The sequence below is a fragment of the Pseudonocardia sp. GCM10023141 genome, assembly GCF_042653605.1.
On sequence record NZ_JBHSIR010000059.1, the window covers coordinates 88,506 to 102,506 of the forward strand.

17 protein-coding genes, 1 pseudogene and 1 riboswitch are annotated in these 14,001 nt (G+C 69.9%); of the genes and pseudogenes, 12 read left to right on the top strand and 6 right to left on the bottom strand.

Features of this window, described 5'->3' with window-relative positions; translation table 11 throughout:
* Nucleotides 1-139: 139 nt before the first annotated feature.
* Nucleotides 140-1,000: pseudogene (locus ACFPFQ_RS33735) on the bottom strand (IS1380 family transposase); the annotation flags it as partial.
* A 729-nt stretch (nucleotides 1,001-1,729) separates the two neighbouring features.
* A riboswitch (Fluoride riboswitch) is annotated at nucleotides 1,730-1,794 on the top strand.
* Between the two features lie 114 nt (nucleotides 1,795-1,908).
* Between ACFPFQ_RS33735 and ACFPFQ_RS33740 the strand changes: the two are divergent.
* The 6 genes from ACFPFQ_RS33740 to ACFPFQ_RS33765 all read left to right on the top strand — a co-directional run bounded on the left by ACFPFQ_RS33740 (nucleotide 1,909) and on the right by ACFPFQ_RS33765 (nucleotide 4,495).
* A complete protein-coding gene (locus ACFPFQ_RS33740; protein ID WP_379626208.1) occupies nucleotides 1,909-2,193 on the top strand; it encodes a DUF3040 domain-containing protein in 285 nt (94 codons plus the stop codon).
* Between the two features lie 134 nt (nucleotides 2,194-2,327).
* A complete protein-coding gene (locus tag ACFPFQ_RS33745; protein WP_379626210.1) occupies nucleotides 2,328-2,642 on the top strand; it encodes a DUF3040 domain-containing protein in 315 nt (104 codons plus the stop codon).
* A complete protein-coding gene (locus tag ACFPFQ_RS33750; protein ID WP_379626212.1) occupies nucleotides 2,639-2,956 on the top strand; it encodes a DUF3040 domain-containing protein in 318 nt (105 codons plus the stop codon). Before ACFPFQ_RS33745 ends, ACFPFQ_RS33750 begins: the two co-directional genes overlap by 4 nt.
* Nucleotides 2,957-2,965: 9 nt before the next feature.
* Nucleotides 2,966-3,538: a fluoride efflux transporter FluC gene (locus ACFPFQ_RS33755; protein WP_379626214.1), complete on the top strand. Its 573-nt coding sequence runs from the start codon at nucleotides 2,966-2,968 to the stop codon at nucleotides 3,536-3,538.
* Complete coding sequence (crcB, locus tag ACFPFQ_RS33760) at nucleotides 3,535-3,900, top strand: fluoride efflux transporter CrcB (RefSeq protein ID WP_379626216.1); 366 nt, start codon at nucleotides 3,535-3,537, stop codon at nucleotides 3,898-3,900. Before ACFPFQ_RS33755 ends, crcB begins: the two co-directional genes overlap by 4 nt.
* Before the next feature lie 34 nt (nucleotides 3,901-3,934).
* Nucleotides 3,935-4,495 carry a universal stress protein gene (locus ACFPFQ_RS33765; protein ID WP_379626218.1) on the top strand — a complete coding sequence of 187 codons (561 nt, stop codon included), beginning with the start codon at nucleotides 3,935-3,937 and terminating at the stop codon, nucleotides 4,493-4,495.
* 200 nt (nucleotides 4,496-4,695) lie between these two features.
* Here the strand turns inward: ACFPFQ_RS33765 and ACFPFQ_RS33770 are convergent, their stop codons facing one another.
* The 4 genes from ACFPFQ_RS33770 to ACFPFQ_RS33785 form a co-directional block, all read right to left on the bottom strand.
* Entirely contained in the window at nucleotides 4,696-5,790 is a 1,095-nt protein-coding gene (locus ACFPFQ_RS33770; RefSeq protein ID WP_379626220.1) for a cysteine--tRNA ligase, read from the bottom strand.
* A gap of 274 nt (nucleotides 5,791-6,064) precedes the next feature.
* Nucleotides 6,065-6,883 (bottom strand): sulfite exporter TauE/SafE family protein, encoded by an 819-nt coding sequence (locus ACFPFQ_RS33775; protein ID WP_379626222.1) that lies wholly within the window; start codon nucleotides 6,881-6,883, stop codon nucleotides 6,065-6,067.
* The gene (locus tag ACFPFQ_RS33780; protein WP_379626224.1) at nucleotides 6,883-7,086 is read right to left on the bottom strand and encodes a hypothetical protein; all 204 of its coding nucleotides are present in this window, start codon (nucleotides 7,084-7,086) and stop codon (nucleotides 6,883-6,885) included. The genes ACFPFQ_RS33775 and ACFPFQ_RS33780 overlap by 1 nt, the downstream gene beginning before the upstream one ends.
* A 43-nt stretch (nucleotides 7,087-7,129) precedes the next feature.
* Nucleotides 7,130-7,450, bottom strand: a complete 321-nt coding sequence (locus tag ACFPFQ_RS33785; protein ID WP_379626226.1) for a hypothetical protein — start codon at nucleotides 7,448-7,450, stop codon at nucleotides 7,130-7,132.
* A 328-nt stretch (nucleotides 7,451-7,778) separates the two neighbouring features.
* On the opposite strand from ACFPFQ_RS33785, the gene ACFPFQ_RS33790 reads away from it, so the two are divergent.
* From ACFPFQ_RS33790 to ACFPFQ_RS33800, 3 genes are all read left to right on the top strand, one after another.
* Entirely contained in the window at nucleotides 7,779-7,946 is a 168-nt protein-coding gene (locus ACFPFQ_RS33790) for a hypothetical protein (RefSeq protein ID WP_379626228.1), read from the top strand.
* A 572-nt stretch (nucleotides 7,947-8,518) separates the two neighbouring features.
* Nucleotides 8,519-9,928 (top strand): MBL fold metallo-hydrolase, encoded by a 1,410-nt coding sequence (locus ACFPFQ_RS33795; protein WP_379626230.1) that lies wholly within the window; start codon nucleotides 8,519-8,521, stop codon nucleotides 9,926-9,928.
* A 67-nt stretch (nucleotides 9,929-9,995) separates the two neighbouring features.
* Nucleotides 9,996-11,138: a YeiH family protein gene (locus tag ACFPFQ_RS33800; protein ID WP_379626232.1), complete on the top strand. Its 1,143-nt coding sequence runs from the start codon at nucleotides 9,996-9,998 to the stop codon at nucleotides 11,136-11,138.
* On the opposite strand, the gene ACFPFQ_RS33805 is transcribed toward ACFPFQ_RS33800, so the two are convergent.
* Nucleotides 11,064-12,554 carry a chloride channel protein gene (locus tag ACFPFQ_RS33805; RefSeq protein ID WP_379626234.1) on the bottom strand — a complete coding sequence of 497 codons (1,491 nt, stop codon included), beginning with the start codon at nucleotides 12,552-12,554 and terminating at the stop codon, nucleotides 11,064-11,066. The two genes, ACFPFQ_RS33800 and ACFPFQ_RS33805, sit on opposite strands and share 75 nt — an antisense overlap.
* Nucleotides 12,555-12,618: 64 nt before the next feature.
* Between ACFPFQ_RS33805 and lgt the strand changes: the two genes are divergently transcribed.
* Genes lgt through ACFPFQ_RS33820 form a run of 3 tightly spaced genes read left to right on the top strand, consistent with a single transcriptional unit; the run spans nucleotide 12,619 to nucleotide 13,965 of the window.
* Nucleotides 12,619-13,458, top strand: a complete 840-nt coding sequence (gene lgt / locus ACFPFQ_RS33810) for a prolipoprotein diacylglyceryl transferase (protein WP_379626236.1) — start codon at nucleotides 12,619-12,621, stop codon at nucleotides 13,456-13,458.
* Between the two features lie 46 nt (nucleotides 13,459-13,504).
* A complete protein-coding gene (locus ACFPFQ_RS33815) occupies nucleotides 13,505-13,825 on the top strand; it encodes a hypothetical protein (protein ID WP_379626238.1) in 321 nt (106 codons plus the stop codon).
* Nucleotides 13,810-13,965 (top strand): hypothetical protein, encoded by a 156-nt coding sequence (locus tag ACFPFQ_RS33820; protein WP_379626240.1) that lies wholly within the window; start codon nucleotides 13,810-13,812, stop codon nucleotides 13,963-13,965. The genes ACFPFQ_RS33815 and ACFPFQ_RS33820 overlap by 16 nt, the downstream gene beginning before the upstream one ends.
* Nucleotides 13,966-14,001: the final 36 nt, after the last annotated feature.

The window sequence follows — 14,001 nt, forward strand, 5'->3', positions numbered from 1 at the left end:
GCATGTTCAACACCGGTGCTGGCCGGTGGGTGAGGGCATTGTGCCCGTTGGATGTGACAGTTCGGCCGAGGTCGCTCGGGGCGCCGGCTCCACTGATCCGGTCGGGGTTCCCGGGTCGTCGAGACGGGCGGGGTGGAGTTCAACCGGGGACGGCGAGCGCGCGCAGGCGTTCGAGGCCGTCGAGCAGTAGCCCGGCCCAGGGGGCGTGGGCGGGCAGGTGCATCACGACAGGGCGGGCGTGACGGGCAGCCTGAGCGGGCGGGGAGAAGATTCGTAGCCGGAGCCGTTTGGGTTCCCACCGCCGTGCGGGGTGTTCGGTGAAGGCGAGCATCTGGGTCCAGGCGGTGATCTCGCAGGCCAACGCGATGATGGCCTGCCAGATCCGGTTCTGGTCCAGCTCGTGCAGAGGCAGGTTGCGTAGCCCGGTGTCCTTCGCGGCGCGGATGCGGTCCTCGGCCCGCGCGCGGCGGCGGTGGCGCAGTTCGAGGTCGGCGAGTTGACGATGTGGTCCGCCGGGGCGGGTGTTGGTGGCGAACGCGGTGTAGCGGTGCCCGTCGGGGTCGGTCAGCCGCAGCTGCGCGCCGGGGTGCGGCCGCTCCTTGCGCACGATGACCCGCATCCCGGCCGGCCAACTGGTCAACGACATCAGGCCGGTGGCCTCGATGACCCACGCTCCGGGTCGGGGTTCGCCGTCGGCGTTGTCGGCGGTCTGCCAGTCGCTTGCCGGCAGCGCGGCGAGCTGGTCGAGCAGGGGCTGGGTCAGGGCGAACCCGACCGAGTAGGACAGCCGTTGTCGGGCAAGCCGGTCGAGTAGTTCGTGGGTGGCGCCCGCGCCGTCGACCCGGATGAGGATCTTGCGGCCGGGCCGGTTCCCGGCCCGATGCGACGGTAGTTGGCGCAGCGCGGCGCGGATGGCGGTGCGGTGATCCGCGGCGGTGTTGGAGCCGGCGTTCCCGGGGCGCAGTAGCGCTGCGAGGGGTTCACCGGTGCCGGTGGGGCCAGTGGATCGTCACGACAGAACGCGCCGCGTGACTGCGGGCGGCTTGGGGATTCGTCGTCCGACGGGAGCGCCGCAACTACACGGACACGACAAATGGCGGGCCACCTACAAGGGGCTCACGAATCGCGTGACCACTTCATGAACTGCGCACGGGCACACCTCCAAACAGGTCCAAATGATTGCTCGCCACCGCGCGTGGAGGGACGGCTGGGCGCCCGATTCGACATATGCCGACGAGCCATCTGATCCGTAGTTGCGACGCCAGTGACGGCATAGCCGGTTTCGTGGGCATTGTGTCTCACACCCAGCGGCAAACTGGGCGACAAAGGCATGAGCGTGCGGCAGTTCGTGGACCAACTCGTGGACCGGCACAGTCCTCTATGGAGCGAGTGATCGACACGACTGCGCAGATCCTTACTGCCGGCCCCGGCGATTCTGCCGGGTCTGGTCCGATGACGATCAACGCGCCGTGACTGCTGACCCGAAGATCGACAGCGCCTCTCGCGCGAGTTCGGATGATTGCCGGATAGGTCGGCGCGTCGGCCGGGCCGCGCTAACCCGGCGTCTTGACCGGGGCGTACCGGCACGGGCGCCGTTGCAGTGTCGCTCCGTAGGCTCTGAGTCAGGCGACGCCGGTCCGGGTGCTATTGCGGCGTCCGCGGTACCACCCGCTCATCACAACTTGCGCGGCCCCACATCTTCACACCCGGCTCCGACGAGCGTAGCCTGCGGAGCGATGGCGATGGGGCTCGCCGATACCCGCCCGGATCCGGGCTGATAGCTCCTACCGACAGATTTTCTGTGGGTAGGAGGCGGGCGATGAGGCCCCTGATCGTTCCGTTTCCCCTCGCGGTATCCACCGATCGGCGTGTCGCCTGCCGCGCGTTGGGGTCAGCGGGTGACCGGCGATGAGCCTGTCGGAGCACGAGCGTCGCGAGCTGCGCGAGACCGGGCAGGCCATGCGCGCCTCCGATCCCCGGCTGGCGGGACTGCTGACCTCATCCAGGCCGGTGCCAGACGGTGAGTCGTTGCGATGGGTCGCCGGCTCTTTCGTGGCGATATCGGTCGGGCTCATCATCGCCGGCCTCCTCATCCCCGACAGCGACCTGGTCGTCATCGGCTGCCTGGCGCCGTCGCTGATGCCGCCCGTCGTCTTGGCGATGGCCGCAGTGACGGATTGGCGGCGCCGATGACTGCCTTGGTTGTCCCTGCTCGTGCCGCACCGGCGTCGCAATGCTCCCCCCGCCTGATCCGCGAGTGCGACCCACCCGTGCCGCCGGTGGCTCGCACCGGCACGAATCCCTATCGCTGCAAGGAGAGGTTGGTCATGACCCTCAACAAGAGTGAGCAGCAACAACTCGACGAGATCGGGCGCTGCCTCGCCGCCGAGAACCCCGCACTGGCCCGCGACCTGAGTACGCCACGGCCGCGCACGCGAGGTGGCCGCGACGGTGGTCGAGCGCGTCGACTCGGGGCGGTGATCGGCTGGTCGCTGCTGATCGCCGGGCTGGCCATGGTGATCAGCGCCGCGATCTGGCACGTGCCGGCGCTGACGGTGGCAGGGGTGCTGATCGCGGCACTGTTCCCCGCAGCCGTGCAACTCGGCATCGACCTCGACTCCTCCACCAGGAAGCCCCGATGACACCCCGACGCCGCGGACCGGTCGGCCCGACCGGTTTGACCCGTCGGCAACGTCGCGAGCTGGCGGCACTCGGGCAGCAACTCGCCGTGGAGGACCCCGAACTCGCCCAGGAGCTGCGCAAGCCCAATCCCGCACGGCTGCGACAACAGGGCGCACGGATCACCCTGCGGCTGCTGTGGTCGGGGTTCGCGCTGTTCCTGCTCGCGGCCGTTCTGGACGTCCAGAGCCTGGTCCTCATCGCCTGCACGGTGGTCCTGCTCTGTTGGCTGCCCGCACATCTTCTGTCCGCCAACAGCACCCCGAAAGGGCGGTGAGTACATCCGGTGAGCTCCACCGATGACCATCCCCAGCGTGCAACCGGGCCGGAGGCACCGGTCGATCCGGACATCGACCTGTCCGTACCGGCGCAACGCCGCGAGTTTGCCTCGCCCCGCCGGGTGGCGGTGCTTGCCGCGATCGGCGCCGGCGGGGTCGCCGGTGCCGAAGCCCGTTATGGCCTCGGTGTCGCACTCCCGCATTCACCCGAGCAGTGGCCGTGGTCGATATTGATCATCAACGTCACGGGTTGTCTGCTGATCGGGGTGTTGATGGTGACCCTGCTGGAGCTGACCCGACCGCACCCGCTCGTGCGTCCGCTGCTCGGGGTCGGTGTGCTCGGGGGCTACACCACCTTCTCCACCTACACCGTCGACACGCTCACCCTGTTCGGCCACGGTCAACCCGCGCTGGCCTTCGGTTACCTCGTCCTGACCCCGCTGCTCGCGATCGCCGCGGTCACGATCGGCGCCGCCGCGACGCGGGCCGGCGCCACCCTCGCCGCCCGCCGCTCGCCTGTCCCGAAGAGATCAGGTCTGCGTCAACCCCGTGAGCGGTCGGACCAGGGAGGCAGGTCATGACGATCGTCTGGGTCGCGATCGGCGCTGCGGTCGGGGCGCCGTTGCGCTATCTGATCGACCGTAGCGTTCAGGCCTGGCACCGTTCGCGGTTCCCGTGGGGCACCCTCACCGTCAACGTGGTCGGCTCGTTCATCCTGGGGGTGGTCACCGCTATCACCGTCTTCGCTGAGCCGGCGGCCGTCGCGGTGATCGGGACCGGGTTCTGCGGGGCCCTGACCACGTACAGCACCTTCGGCTACGAAACCTTCGCGCTGCTGGAGCAACGCGCCGGCCTCGTCGCCACCGTAAATGTGCTGGGCAGCGTCGCCGTCGGCGTGACCGCAGCAGCACTCGGCCTACTCGCGGGCGGGCTGCTCGCATGATCATCACCCGCCCACCCGCTTCGAGGAGAACACCATGACCGCCCCGTCCACGAACACCCCGCCCGACGAGCCGGCTCCGCACGCAGGCAACCGCATCCGGATTGCGGGACCCCGCGTCGAGCGGACCAAGACGGTCCTGGTGCTGGGCCATTCGCGCCATTCCGACAGCGACGACGCGCTCACCGTCGCGGTCGACCTCGCCGCCCGGCTGCACGCCCACCTGCACATCGCGCATGGCATCAACCTCGATGACTACCCCATCGATCCCGACGCCGTGGACTGGGACGAGCAAGCCCGCCGCGTCCTGGACAGCCAACACGCACAGGTCGTATCGATCATGGCCCAGGCCCGGGACGTGAGCTGGACCTATCACGCCGGGCACGGCGACCCTGTCGAGCTGATCAGGGACCTCGCCGAGGAACACGACGCCCTGATGGTCATCGTCGGCAGCCGTGGCGACGGAGCCAGGGCAGCGATCGAGCGCCTGCTCAGCGGCTCGGTATCCCGCGGACTACTGCGCCACCAGGATCGACCAGTACTGATCGTTCCCGCCGGTGATCCACCAGCCGACCTCGCCACGCCGACATCGATCTGACGGTCCCGGGTACTCGCCTTGGCACAGATCAACAGCGACGCCAGCCACGTTGGGCTCAACTGTGGCGGCCTGCGACGGCGTTTGACCGGCTGGTCGAGGCCCGCGGGCATAGGCGGATTCGGCATCCCGGCAGAACCCAACAGAACGACCTGACAAGGGCCCGGATCCTGCGGGCAGCACGGGTTCGAGTGGTGCCACGACTACTGGAGAGCGAGCGTACGGATGACCAGGCGGGCCGCCTCGCCGCCGGCATCGACTGCGGTCCGGACGGCGGTCGAGACGTCGAGATCATCGAGCAGGGCTGCGCGCACCGCAGCAACTCCGGCCTGCGACCCGGTGCGTATCCCGGCGGCGGCGTAGAGCTCCTCAAGGACGCTCGCGGCCGCGTCGAGCGCCTCGGGCTGGTAGTCCCAGCCCTGTTCCCAACGGCGATCCAGCAGCATCAGCCGGATTGCCGGACCCGAGTGTTGGCGCAACAGATCCCCGACCAGGACGAGGTTCCCGGTCGACTTGGCCATCTTCGCTCCGCGAAGACCCACGGTGCCGACCGGCATCCGGCGTCGCGCGAAGGGGGTCGTGCCGGTGGCCGCACAGGCCATCGCTACCTGGTACGCGTGATGGGGGAACGCCAGATCGGCACCACCGGCCAGAACATCGACAAGCCCACCCAATGACGCGAGCGCCATCGCCGCGCATTCCGCATGCCATCCCGGGCGCCCTGGCCCCCACGGACTCGGCCATGCCGGGTCGCCGTCACTCGAGGGATGCCATACCGGGACGTCAAGAGGGCTGTCGCGGAGCTGATCGTCAGGGCGATCGCCGTACTCGCGGGACAGTTCCAGAGCTACCGGTTCAGTGAGTCCTGCCAACTTCGGCACCGTCGCGCCATGGAAGAACACATGACCGTCACGCTCGTACGCTGCTCCGGCCTCCAGCAGGGCCGCCGCAAGTCGCACCACGTGCGTGATGTGATGCCGGGCTCGTGGCACGTGGTCGGGTGAGCGAACACGCAGCGCGTCCATGTCGCGATCGAAGTAGAACTCCTGCTCCAACCCGAACTCGTCGTAGTGACGCCCCCGAACCGTCGCTGCCCTGGTCAGAACGTCATCGACGTCGGTGATGTTGCGCGCGACGACCGTCGCCGTGCCTGCCATACGCATCACCCGCGCCGCAACGTCGACCCAGACGAACGTTGCCGCATGCCCCAGGTGCGTGACGTCGTAGGGCGTGATCCCACAGACGTAGAGCCGAGCCGGCACGGCCAGCGGCAGACGCGCACCGCCCAACGTCAGCACTCCACCCGGAGACATCGCCGTGGCCCCCGCCAAAGGGGACGCCGTCGGGCCGGGACGTTCACTCGGCATGATCACCACTCCATGGTGACATGCTGCTCACCATGCGAGAAGCCGGCCAATTGTTCGAACCTTTGACCGCCTCCTCCCTCGATGACCGCGCTGGCACTCCCTGCAGACGGTCAGCGGGTGCACCTCGGCCCCGAGGATCGCGACGTCGTGGCGGGCGGGTCTCGGCGTTCGCGCCAGGCGAGCGAGCTCGTGGGCTCATACCGGGTCAGATCGCACCGAGGGTGTTGGCGGCGACGTAGCCGCCGACCAGGATCAGCATCACGGCGAACGCATTGGTCAGAGCGTCGCCGGAGAACCGGTCCGCGATGCGTTTGCCGAGCAGGCTCCCGACGATGGCGAGCACAGTGAACGGGACGACGATCCGCCAGTCCAGATGCAGCGGGGAACCCAACCTCGAGGCCATGGAGGACACCGAGTTCAGCGTGATGATCAGAAGCGAGGTGCCGATGGCGTAGGTCATCGGCATCCGCAGGATGATCACCAGCGCCGGGACGACGAGGAAGCCGCCACCGACGCCAAGGAACCCGGTCATGAACCCTATGGCCAGGCCGCTGAGAACAACCTTGGTCGCCGTTGCGAAGTACTGACGCCGATCGACGGAGACGGTCGTGGCCTTCCCACCGGACGGTGCATCGGGGATCTCGCCTTCGGTCCGGGCGTCCGGACGGGACCTGTTGTTGATCAACATGGCGGTCGCAGCGAGGATGGTGATCGCGGCGAAGACGAGCAGCAGGACCCGCTGGTCGGCGGCGTGGTTGAGCAGGGTGCCGAGATAGGCGGCGGGGATTCCGAGGATCCCGAAGGTCAGGCCGGTGCGCCAGTCGATCAGGTTGCCGCGGAGTCGAGCTAGGGTGCCGAACAGGGCGGTGATGCCGACGATGATGATGCTGCTGGTCGTGGCGCTCTGCGCGGTGAGCCCCAGGACGTAGACCAGCAGCGGGACGGTCAGAACGCCGCCACCGCCGCCAAGTGCACCGATGACCAGGCCCATCACGAGCCCGAGTGCTGCAGCCAGAGCCAGCATCAGCCGACCGTGCCCGCGGTGCCGTCGTCGGTGCGGATCGGCAGGCCGCGCACGGCACCGGCCTTCATGCCGCTGGCCAGGTTGCGGATGTGCCCGAACCGCCACTCCTTCGGCTCGCGGACGTCGAGCACCACCGCGCCGCGCCCGACCAGGTCGCTCGCCGTGCTCGGGTCGATCGGCACGATCGGGTCGGCGTTGGTCATCGGAACATCCTTTCCAGGACAGGGACGGCGGGTGGTCGTGCGATCAGGTACTGCCGAGGTGGACGGGGCTGCCGTCGGCTTGTTGGAGGCGGTACCCGTCATGGGCGGCGATGTCGGCAGTGATGGCGAACCGGTCGCCACGGACCAGGGTGTGGCGCCATTCGACACCCAGCCGAGTCGCCACCACCCCGTCACGGCGGACGTCCGGTGCACAGACCACGCTGCGCCGCTCCGGCCCACGGGCCTGGACGGACTCGAAGAGGCTGTAGATCGACCCGATCCGCTGCGCGATCTCCAGCGGCTCGAGCAGCCGAGGGGCACGCCCCCTCCCCGCGATGAGAACCCCCTCCGCGCGCCAAGACATGCGGACCCAGGTCCATCCCATCCGTCAATTCACACCTCCCGCCACATATTGGACCTACCGTTCGAATGTACGGTCATTTCAGGGCGGCAGCAAGGACGGAAGAGGCAACGCACGTCAGCTCATTGCACGTCACGCACCGGAGGTGGTCGAATGACAGGATGACGACAGCGATCCCCCCGAGGCGACACACGTTCTGCGTGTGCCTGCTCGCGATGGATCAGCTGTCGGTCGACGACCGTCACTGTCGGGTGGACCTGCAGTCCCGCTGACCTCGTGGTCCTGGACTGCCCACACCCGCACCGTCGCCGACAGGAAGCACCTCTCACCGATGAGCACCTTCGACTCCTCGGCCGTGTCCCGCGCGGACGACGAGCTGGTTCCGGTCGACGAGAAGGCAGACAGGCGCGTCGACACCACCGAAGGGCCTCCTCGGCGCCTCCTGGACCGCATGTCCGAGGCCGTACGGGCGGCACACACGGCCTCGGTGCCGTTCTGACCAGCTCGACACCGTCGAGGCGCCGGCCTTGCACGAGGCCGATGATCTTCTCCGGGTCCAGCTGGATCCTCGAACACATGACCAGGTACTTGCTGCTGACGTAGGCGCCGTCGTCGAGCGAGACTTCGGGCGATGTCCCGATCGATGCCCACGGCGGCCTGCTGCATCCAGGTCACACCCTTCGGCCTCACCGTCGCCCGAGGCTTCACGCTCGCCTCGACCGGTACATGGCCGTCCCCCGCCCCCAGCAGGCCCGTCATAGTGGTCGGCGCGGGGTCGATGACTGCGAGTCGACCAGCCGCTGCCACGTGAGTCGAGTGGCGACAGTGATGCCTGCGCCGCCCCACCCGGGATGACGATCTTGTGCCACGCCATGCCCGTCACCTTCTGATTGAAGGCGACGGATACATCACCGCAGCGACCAGTGGGTGAGATCACGAGGAATCCGAGCGGCCCGGCGGCCTGATTTGACCACTGAGATTCGCCGCGGGAGCCCCGATCCGGTTGACCGGACGGCGCCGAGGACCTACCGTCGAGGTTCAGATGTCCGGACATTCGAATGGAGGGTCCGCATGCTGAACATCGACGTTATCGCCACCGAGGAGCTCGGAGACCGGAGCTACCTCGCGCACGACGGGACCGTCGCGGTGGTGGTCGACCCGCAGCGCGACATCGACCGCATCGAGTCCCTGCTTACCGAGCGGGGGCTCACGCCGGCGATGGTGGTCGAGACCCACATCCACAACGACTACATCACCGGCGGCTACCAGCTCGCCGCGCGCACCGGCGCCCGCTATGTCGTCAACGCCGAGGATCCCGTCGCCTTCGACCGGGTCGCCGTGCGCGCCGGTGACGAGCTCGACGTCGGGTCGATGACCGTGCGTGTGATCGCCACCCCGGGCCACACCGTCACCCACCTCGCCTACGTGATCAGCGACAACACCCCCGGCGCGACCACGGCGCCGGCCGTGTTCACCGGCGGGTCCCTGCTCTACGGCAGCGTAGGGCGCACGGACCTGGTTGATCCCGCCCGCACCGACGAGCTCACGCGCGCCCAGTACCGCTCGGCCCGCCATCTCGTGGGAAGCCTGCCGGGCGATACGGCGGTTTACCCGACCCACGGCTTCGGCAGCTTCTGCTCGGCCGGACCTACCGTCGGCGGCCCGAGCGGCACCATCGCCGACGAACGGGCCCGCAACGACGCCCTCCTCGAACCCGATGAGGACGCCTTCGTCGCCCGGCTCGTCGCCGGCCTCACCGCCTACCCCGCCTACTACGCCCACATGGCCCCGGCCAACCTCGCCGGCCCTGCCGGGGTCGACCTCTCCCCGCTGCCGATCCTGGATCCCCGCGAGCTGGCCAAGCGCATCGCCGCCGGCGAGTGGGTCGTCGACCTGCGCGACCGCACCGCCTACGCCGCCGAACACCTCGCCGGCAGCGTCGGTATCGGCCTGGGCCCGCAGTTCGCCACCTGGCTCGGCTGGGTCATCCCATGGGGCAGTCCCCTCACCCTCGTCGGCGAGAGCCCGGATCAGGTCGCTGAGGCCCAGCGCCAGCTCGTCCGCATCGGTATCGATCGCCCCGAAGGCCAGGCCACCGGCACCATCGAGGTCCTCGCCGACGGCCAGCCCACCCGCGCTTACCCGACTGCGACCTTCGAGGACCTGCAGGCCGGACGCGGAGATCGCGGCGAGGAGCCGGTGATCGTCGACGTCCGCCGTGACGACGAGTACGCGGTCGCGCACATCCACGGGGCCCTGCACATCCCGCTGCCAGAGCTCGCCGACCGGCTCGCCGAGATCCCCGACCGGCAGCTGTGGGTGCACTGCCAGAGCGCCTACCGCGCCTCCATCGGGGCCAGCCTGCTCGACCGCGCCGGCTTCGACGTCGTCCTCATCGCTGACGAGTTCTCCCACGCCCGGGAGCTCGGCCTGACACCACCGGACCCGACCCGACAGCAGCACTCCCACTTCTTGCGCTGATCCGTCCCGCAACGACGCTGATCCGTCCCGCATCGACGCCGCCAGTTCCGAGTACGAGGAGAGCCGCATGCCACCCCGGCCTCACCCGGCGGGAATCGACACGACCGGGACCTCGAAGGCCACACCGGGCGGTGCCGACAGCCACTCGGCCGCACCGACACCCCGCTCGGCGGGAACGCCGCTGACCACCCGGGTGCGCCGGGCCGGCAATGGCCTGCCCGGGTTCGTGCTCGCCGTCGCCGTCGCGGTCGTCGCCACCTTCGCCGGCATCGAGGTGCCGGTCGTCGGCGGTCCGGTGTTCGGGATCGTGCTCGGCGTGCTGGTCGCCACAGTGCTGCGACCCGGCGACAGGCTGCGCCCCGGTCTCGCGTTCGCCGCCCGCCCCGTCCTGCAGGGCTCCATCGTGCTGCTCGGCGCGACGCTGTCCCTGCAGCAGGTGGCGCAGGTCGGACGATCGTCGCTGCCGGTCATGCTCGGCACCCTCGCCGTTGCGCTGCTCGGGGCATGCGGGCTCGGCAGGCTGCTCGGCGTGCGCGGCGACACGCAACTGCTCATCGGCGTCGGCACCGGCATCTGCGGCGCCTCCGCGATAGCCGCGACGCAGGCCGTCATCAGGGCCAAGGACTCCCAGGTCGCCTACGCCATCGGCACGATCTTCACCTTCAACATCGTCGCGGTGCTCGCCTTCCCCCAGATCGGGCACCTGCTCCACCTCACCCCGCACGCCTTCGGCCTGTGGGCCGGCACCGCGATCAACGACACCTCCTCGGTGGTGGCCGCCGCCTACGCCTACGGCGGCGACGCCGGCTCCTACGCCGTGGTCGTCAAGCTCACCCGCAGCCTCATGATCATCCCGATCGTCACGGCGCTGACGCTGTGGGCAGCCCGCCGGGAGCCCAGCGGGGGTCAAGGCTCGCAGGGGTTCAGCCTGCGAGCGCTTCCCTGGAGGAAGCTCGTCCCCGTGTTCCTGGTCGGGTTCGTTGCCGCGGCGGCACTGAACTCGGCCGGTGTCGTCCCCTCCTCGTGGCATTCCGCGCTCACCGTCACCGGCACGTTCCTCATCACCACCGCTCTCGCCGGGATCGGGCTGTCCCTGCGGCTCGGCGATCTCCGGCGTGCGGGGATCCGTCCGCTACTACTCGGTGCGGGCCTGTGGGTGCTTGTCGCCGCCGCCAGTCTCGGGCTCCAGGCCGTCACCGGCACCCTCTGAACCACCGCAGAGGGACGAGCGGTCCGGAGCCTCGACCGCCATCGACGGCGGGAGAGCCGCGAGCCGTCCGGAGTAGATCGAATAGCCGTCCACCCGCCGCGCGACGGCGGTGGCCAGCGCCGTCGCGACCGCGAGCGGCACCATCAGCACGAAGCCGGTGTGGGTGAGCTCCAGGACCAGGACGAGCGCGGTCAGCGGCGCCTGCATGCCGGCCCCGAGCATCGCGGCTGCTCCAACCAGCGCATAGACACCGACCGGGGTGCCCGGCCACAGGGCCGACCACGCCACCCCGAGGAAACCGCCCAGCGCCGCACCGGTCGCGAGCGTCGGGGTGAGCAGCCCACCGGACGCGCCACTGCCCAGGCACAGGGCCGTGACCAGCGGCTTGAGCACGAACAACGCCAGCAGGAGCAGCACGCCGGTGTTCCCCAGGAACGCGTCCAGCGCGATTCCCTTCCCGTTGCCGAACAGCTGCGGAAAGAACTGCCCGATCCCCGCCAGCACCCCGAACGCCACCAGCGGTGCGCCGAGCACAAGCTTCCCGCGGGCCCGGCGGTGCGACACGACGGCGACCAGCCGGATGAACCCCACCGCCACCAGCCCGATCACCGGCCCGGCCACCACAGCCCACACCAGCGCCGATGCCGTCGCCGGGTAGTCCGGAACGCCGAGGTAGGTGGCCTGCGCCGGCAGGTACACCCACGCCGTCACGGTCGCGATCCCCGAGCACACCAGCGCCGGTAGCGCCACGGGCAGGGTGACGACTCCGATCATGATCTCCGCGGTGAACAGCGCCCCGGCCAGCGGCACGTCGTACACCGCGGCCAGACCCGCACCGGCGCCGCACGCCACCAGCAGCCGGCGCTGCCCGCCGTCCATCCCGGTCCAGCGGGCCAGCAGGCTCCCCGACACCGCACCCATCAGCTTCGGCGCCGCCTCCCTCCCCAAAGACGCCCCGAGCCCGATCACGATCTCCGACAGCACCGACGTACCGAGGCTCCGTGGCCACGACAGCGCCGACCCGAACCACGCGGCCTCGTCGGCCTCCGCCCGCTGCCCCCGCGTGAAACGCCGCAGCAGGAACCAGCCCAGACCCCCGACCAGCCCCGCGACCGCAAGAGCGACCGCGCGCCGGAGCCCGGAGGCCTGCTCCACACCGGACTGGAAACTGCCGCTGTCGTAGCCGAACCCGACATGCTCGACGGTGATCAGCAGCGCCATCATCGCCACCCCGGACAGTCCCGCACCGACGCCGGTGAGGACAACCGCCGCCCAGAACCGCGGCGTCAGCGCAGCCACGCCGTCGCCGCAGGCGTTGGGCTGCTCGGTCGAACCACGCCCGGAGGCGATCCGGTGCGGGATCAACGGTGGCGGCACCCGAACCCGCTCCGACGGACGATCGAGGGGATCGGGCATGCCAGCAGCCTAGGACGGACCCCGGTCTGCCACCATGCATATGTACGGACTATTGGAGGAATCGATGACGCTGGCCTCTCTGCCCAGCCCGCCCGAAGGCGTCTGGTATATCGGGCCCGTCCCGATCCGCGCCTACGCGCTGTGCATCATCGCCGGCATCGTCGTCGCGATCTGGCTCACCCAGCGCCGCTGGGAGGCCCGGGGAGGCCGCCGCGACGACATCATCGACATCGCCATGTGGGCCGTACCCTTCGGCATCGTCGGGGGCCGGCTCTACCACGTCATCACCGACCCCGAGTTCTACTTCGCCCCCGGCCAGCAACCCATCCGCGCCCTCTACATCTGGGACGGCGGGCTGGGCATCTGGGGTGCGGTCGCGCTCGGCGCCGTCGGCGCCTGGATCGGCTGCCGCCGCCGCGGCATCGCCCTGGCCGACTTCGCCGACACCATGGCGCCCGGCCTCGTGCTCGCCCAGGCGATCGGGCGCTGGGGAAACTGGTTCAACCAAGAGCTCTACGGAGGGCCCAGCACCCTGCCCTGGGCGCTGGAGATCGACCCGGCGCACCGCCCACCCGACACCCCGCTCATCGCCACCTACCACCCGACGTTCCTCTACGAGTCGCTCTGGGACATCGGCGTCGCGATCCTCCTGATCTGGGCCGCGAAACGCTGGGTACTCGACAACGGCCGACTCTTCGCCCTCTACGTCGCCGCCTACACCGTCGGACGCGCCTGGATCGAGGCACTGCGCGTCGACCACGCCAACCACGTCCTCGGGCTGCGCCTCAACGACTGGACCAGCCTCGCCGTCTTCCTCGCCGCAGCCGGCTTCCTCGTATGGCGAGGACGGAAGACCTCGGCCGCGGGTAACAGCACCGCCGACACGGCCGATCCACGGGCGTGAGCAGCGGGGCCGACCGTCACGCGAGGTCGGGGTCGCTGCCCGTCCGGTGGACGACCGCCTGATCGGCTCCACGCTCGTGGCCGCGGCCGTGACGGCCGCGGTCCTGATCCTCGCCCGACCGGCCGACCTCACGCCACCGGCACCCAGGCCACCACCAGCGGCTCCGTCGCTCTCCCCCACCGACCGGCTCGCCCTCGACACCCAGGACTGCCTCAAGACCACCCAGACCATCGAGGAGCTCTCGCGGGCCGTTGCCGGCGGCGCCCGGGGACCGGACGTCGCCACGGCCGCCGACCACGCCGAGACCCGCATGGGACGACGCTGGCCACGCAGAACGAGCAGCTGCACGCGGTGTTCTCCGACCTGAAGGACGCCATCGCGCTGATCGACACGCTCGACGCCCGCTGCCACGCCGGCGTCCCCGCCGACCGGCTGACGCCCGCCGGGCGCACCTGCTCCCGATCACATTCAGGAGCGACGGAACAGCCGCCGCCACACACCGCCTGAGCCCGACGTCGGTGCGCAGCTGCACCGCTGAGACGA

Coding starts and splice junctions, on each gene's coding strand:
- ACFPFQ_RS33740 (WP_379626208.1), top strand. CDS start 1,909: ATGAGCCTGTCGGAGCACGAGCGTCGCGAGCTGCGCGAGACCGGGCAG.
- ACFPFQ_RS33745 (WP_379626210.1), top strand. CDS start 2,328: ATGACCCTCAACAAGAGTGAGCAGCAACAACTCGACGAGATCGGGCGC.
- ACFPFQ_RS33750 (WP_379626212.1), top strand. CDS start 2,639: ATGACACCCCGACGCCGCGGACCGGTCGGCCCGACCGGTTTGACCCGT.
- crcB (WP_379626216.1), top strand. CDS start 3,535: ATGACGATCGTCTGGGTCGCGATCGGCGCTGCGGTCGGGGCGCCGTTG.
- ACFPFQ_RS33765 (WP_379626218.1), top strand. CDS start 3,935: ATGACCGCCCCGTCCACGAACACCCCGCCCGACGAGCCGGCTCCGCAC.
- ACFPFQ_RS33775 (WP_379626222.1), bottom strand. CDS start 6,883: ATGCTGGCTCTGGCTGCAGCACTCGGGCTCGTGATGGGCCTGGTCATC.
- ACFPFQ_RS33780 (WP_379626224.1), bottom strand. CDS start 7,086: ATGACCAACGCCGACCCGATCGTGCCGATCGACCCGAGCACGGCGAGC.
- ACFPFQ_RS33785 (WP_379626226.1), bottom strand. CDS start 7,450: ATGTCTTGGCGCGCGGAGGGGGTTCTCATCGCGGGGAGGGGGCGTGCC.
- ACFPFQ_RS33790 (WP_379626228.1), top strand. CDS start 7,779: ATGAGCACCTTCGACTCCTCGGCCGTGTCCCGCGCGGACGACGAGCTG.
- ACFPFQ_RS33795 (WP_379626230.1), top strand. CDS start 8,519: ATGCTGAACATCGACGTTATCGCCACCGAGGAGCTCGGAGACCGGAGC.
- ACFPFQ_RS33800 (WP_379626232.1), top strand. CDS start 9,996: ATGCCACCCCGGCCTCACCCGGCGGGAATCGACACGACCGGGACCTCG.
- ACFPFQ_RS33805 (WP_379626234.1), bottom strand. CDS start 12,554: ATGCCCGATCCCCTCGATCGTCCGTCGGAGCGGGTTCGGGTGCCGCCA.
- lgt (WP_379626236.1), top strand. CDS start 12,619: ATGACGCTGGCCTCTCTGCCCAGCCCGCCCGAAGGCGTCTGGTATATC.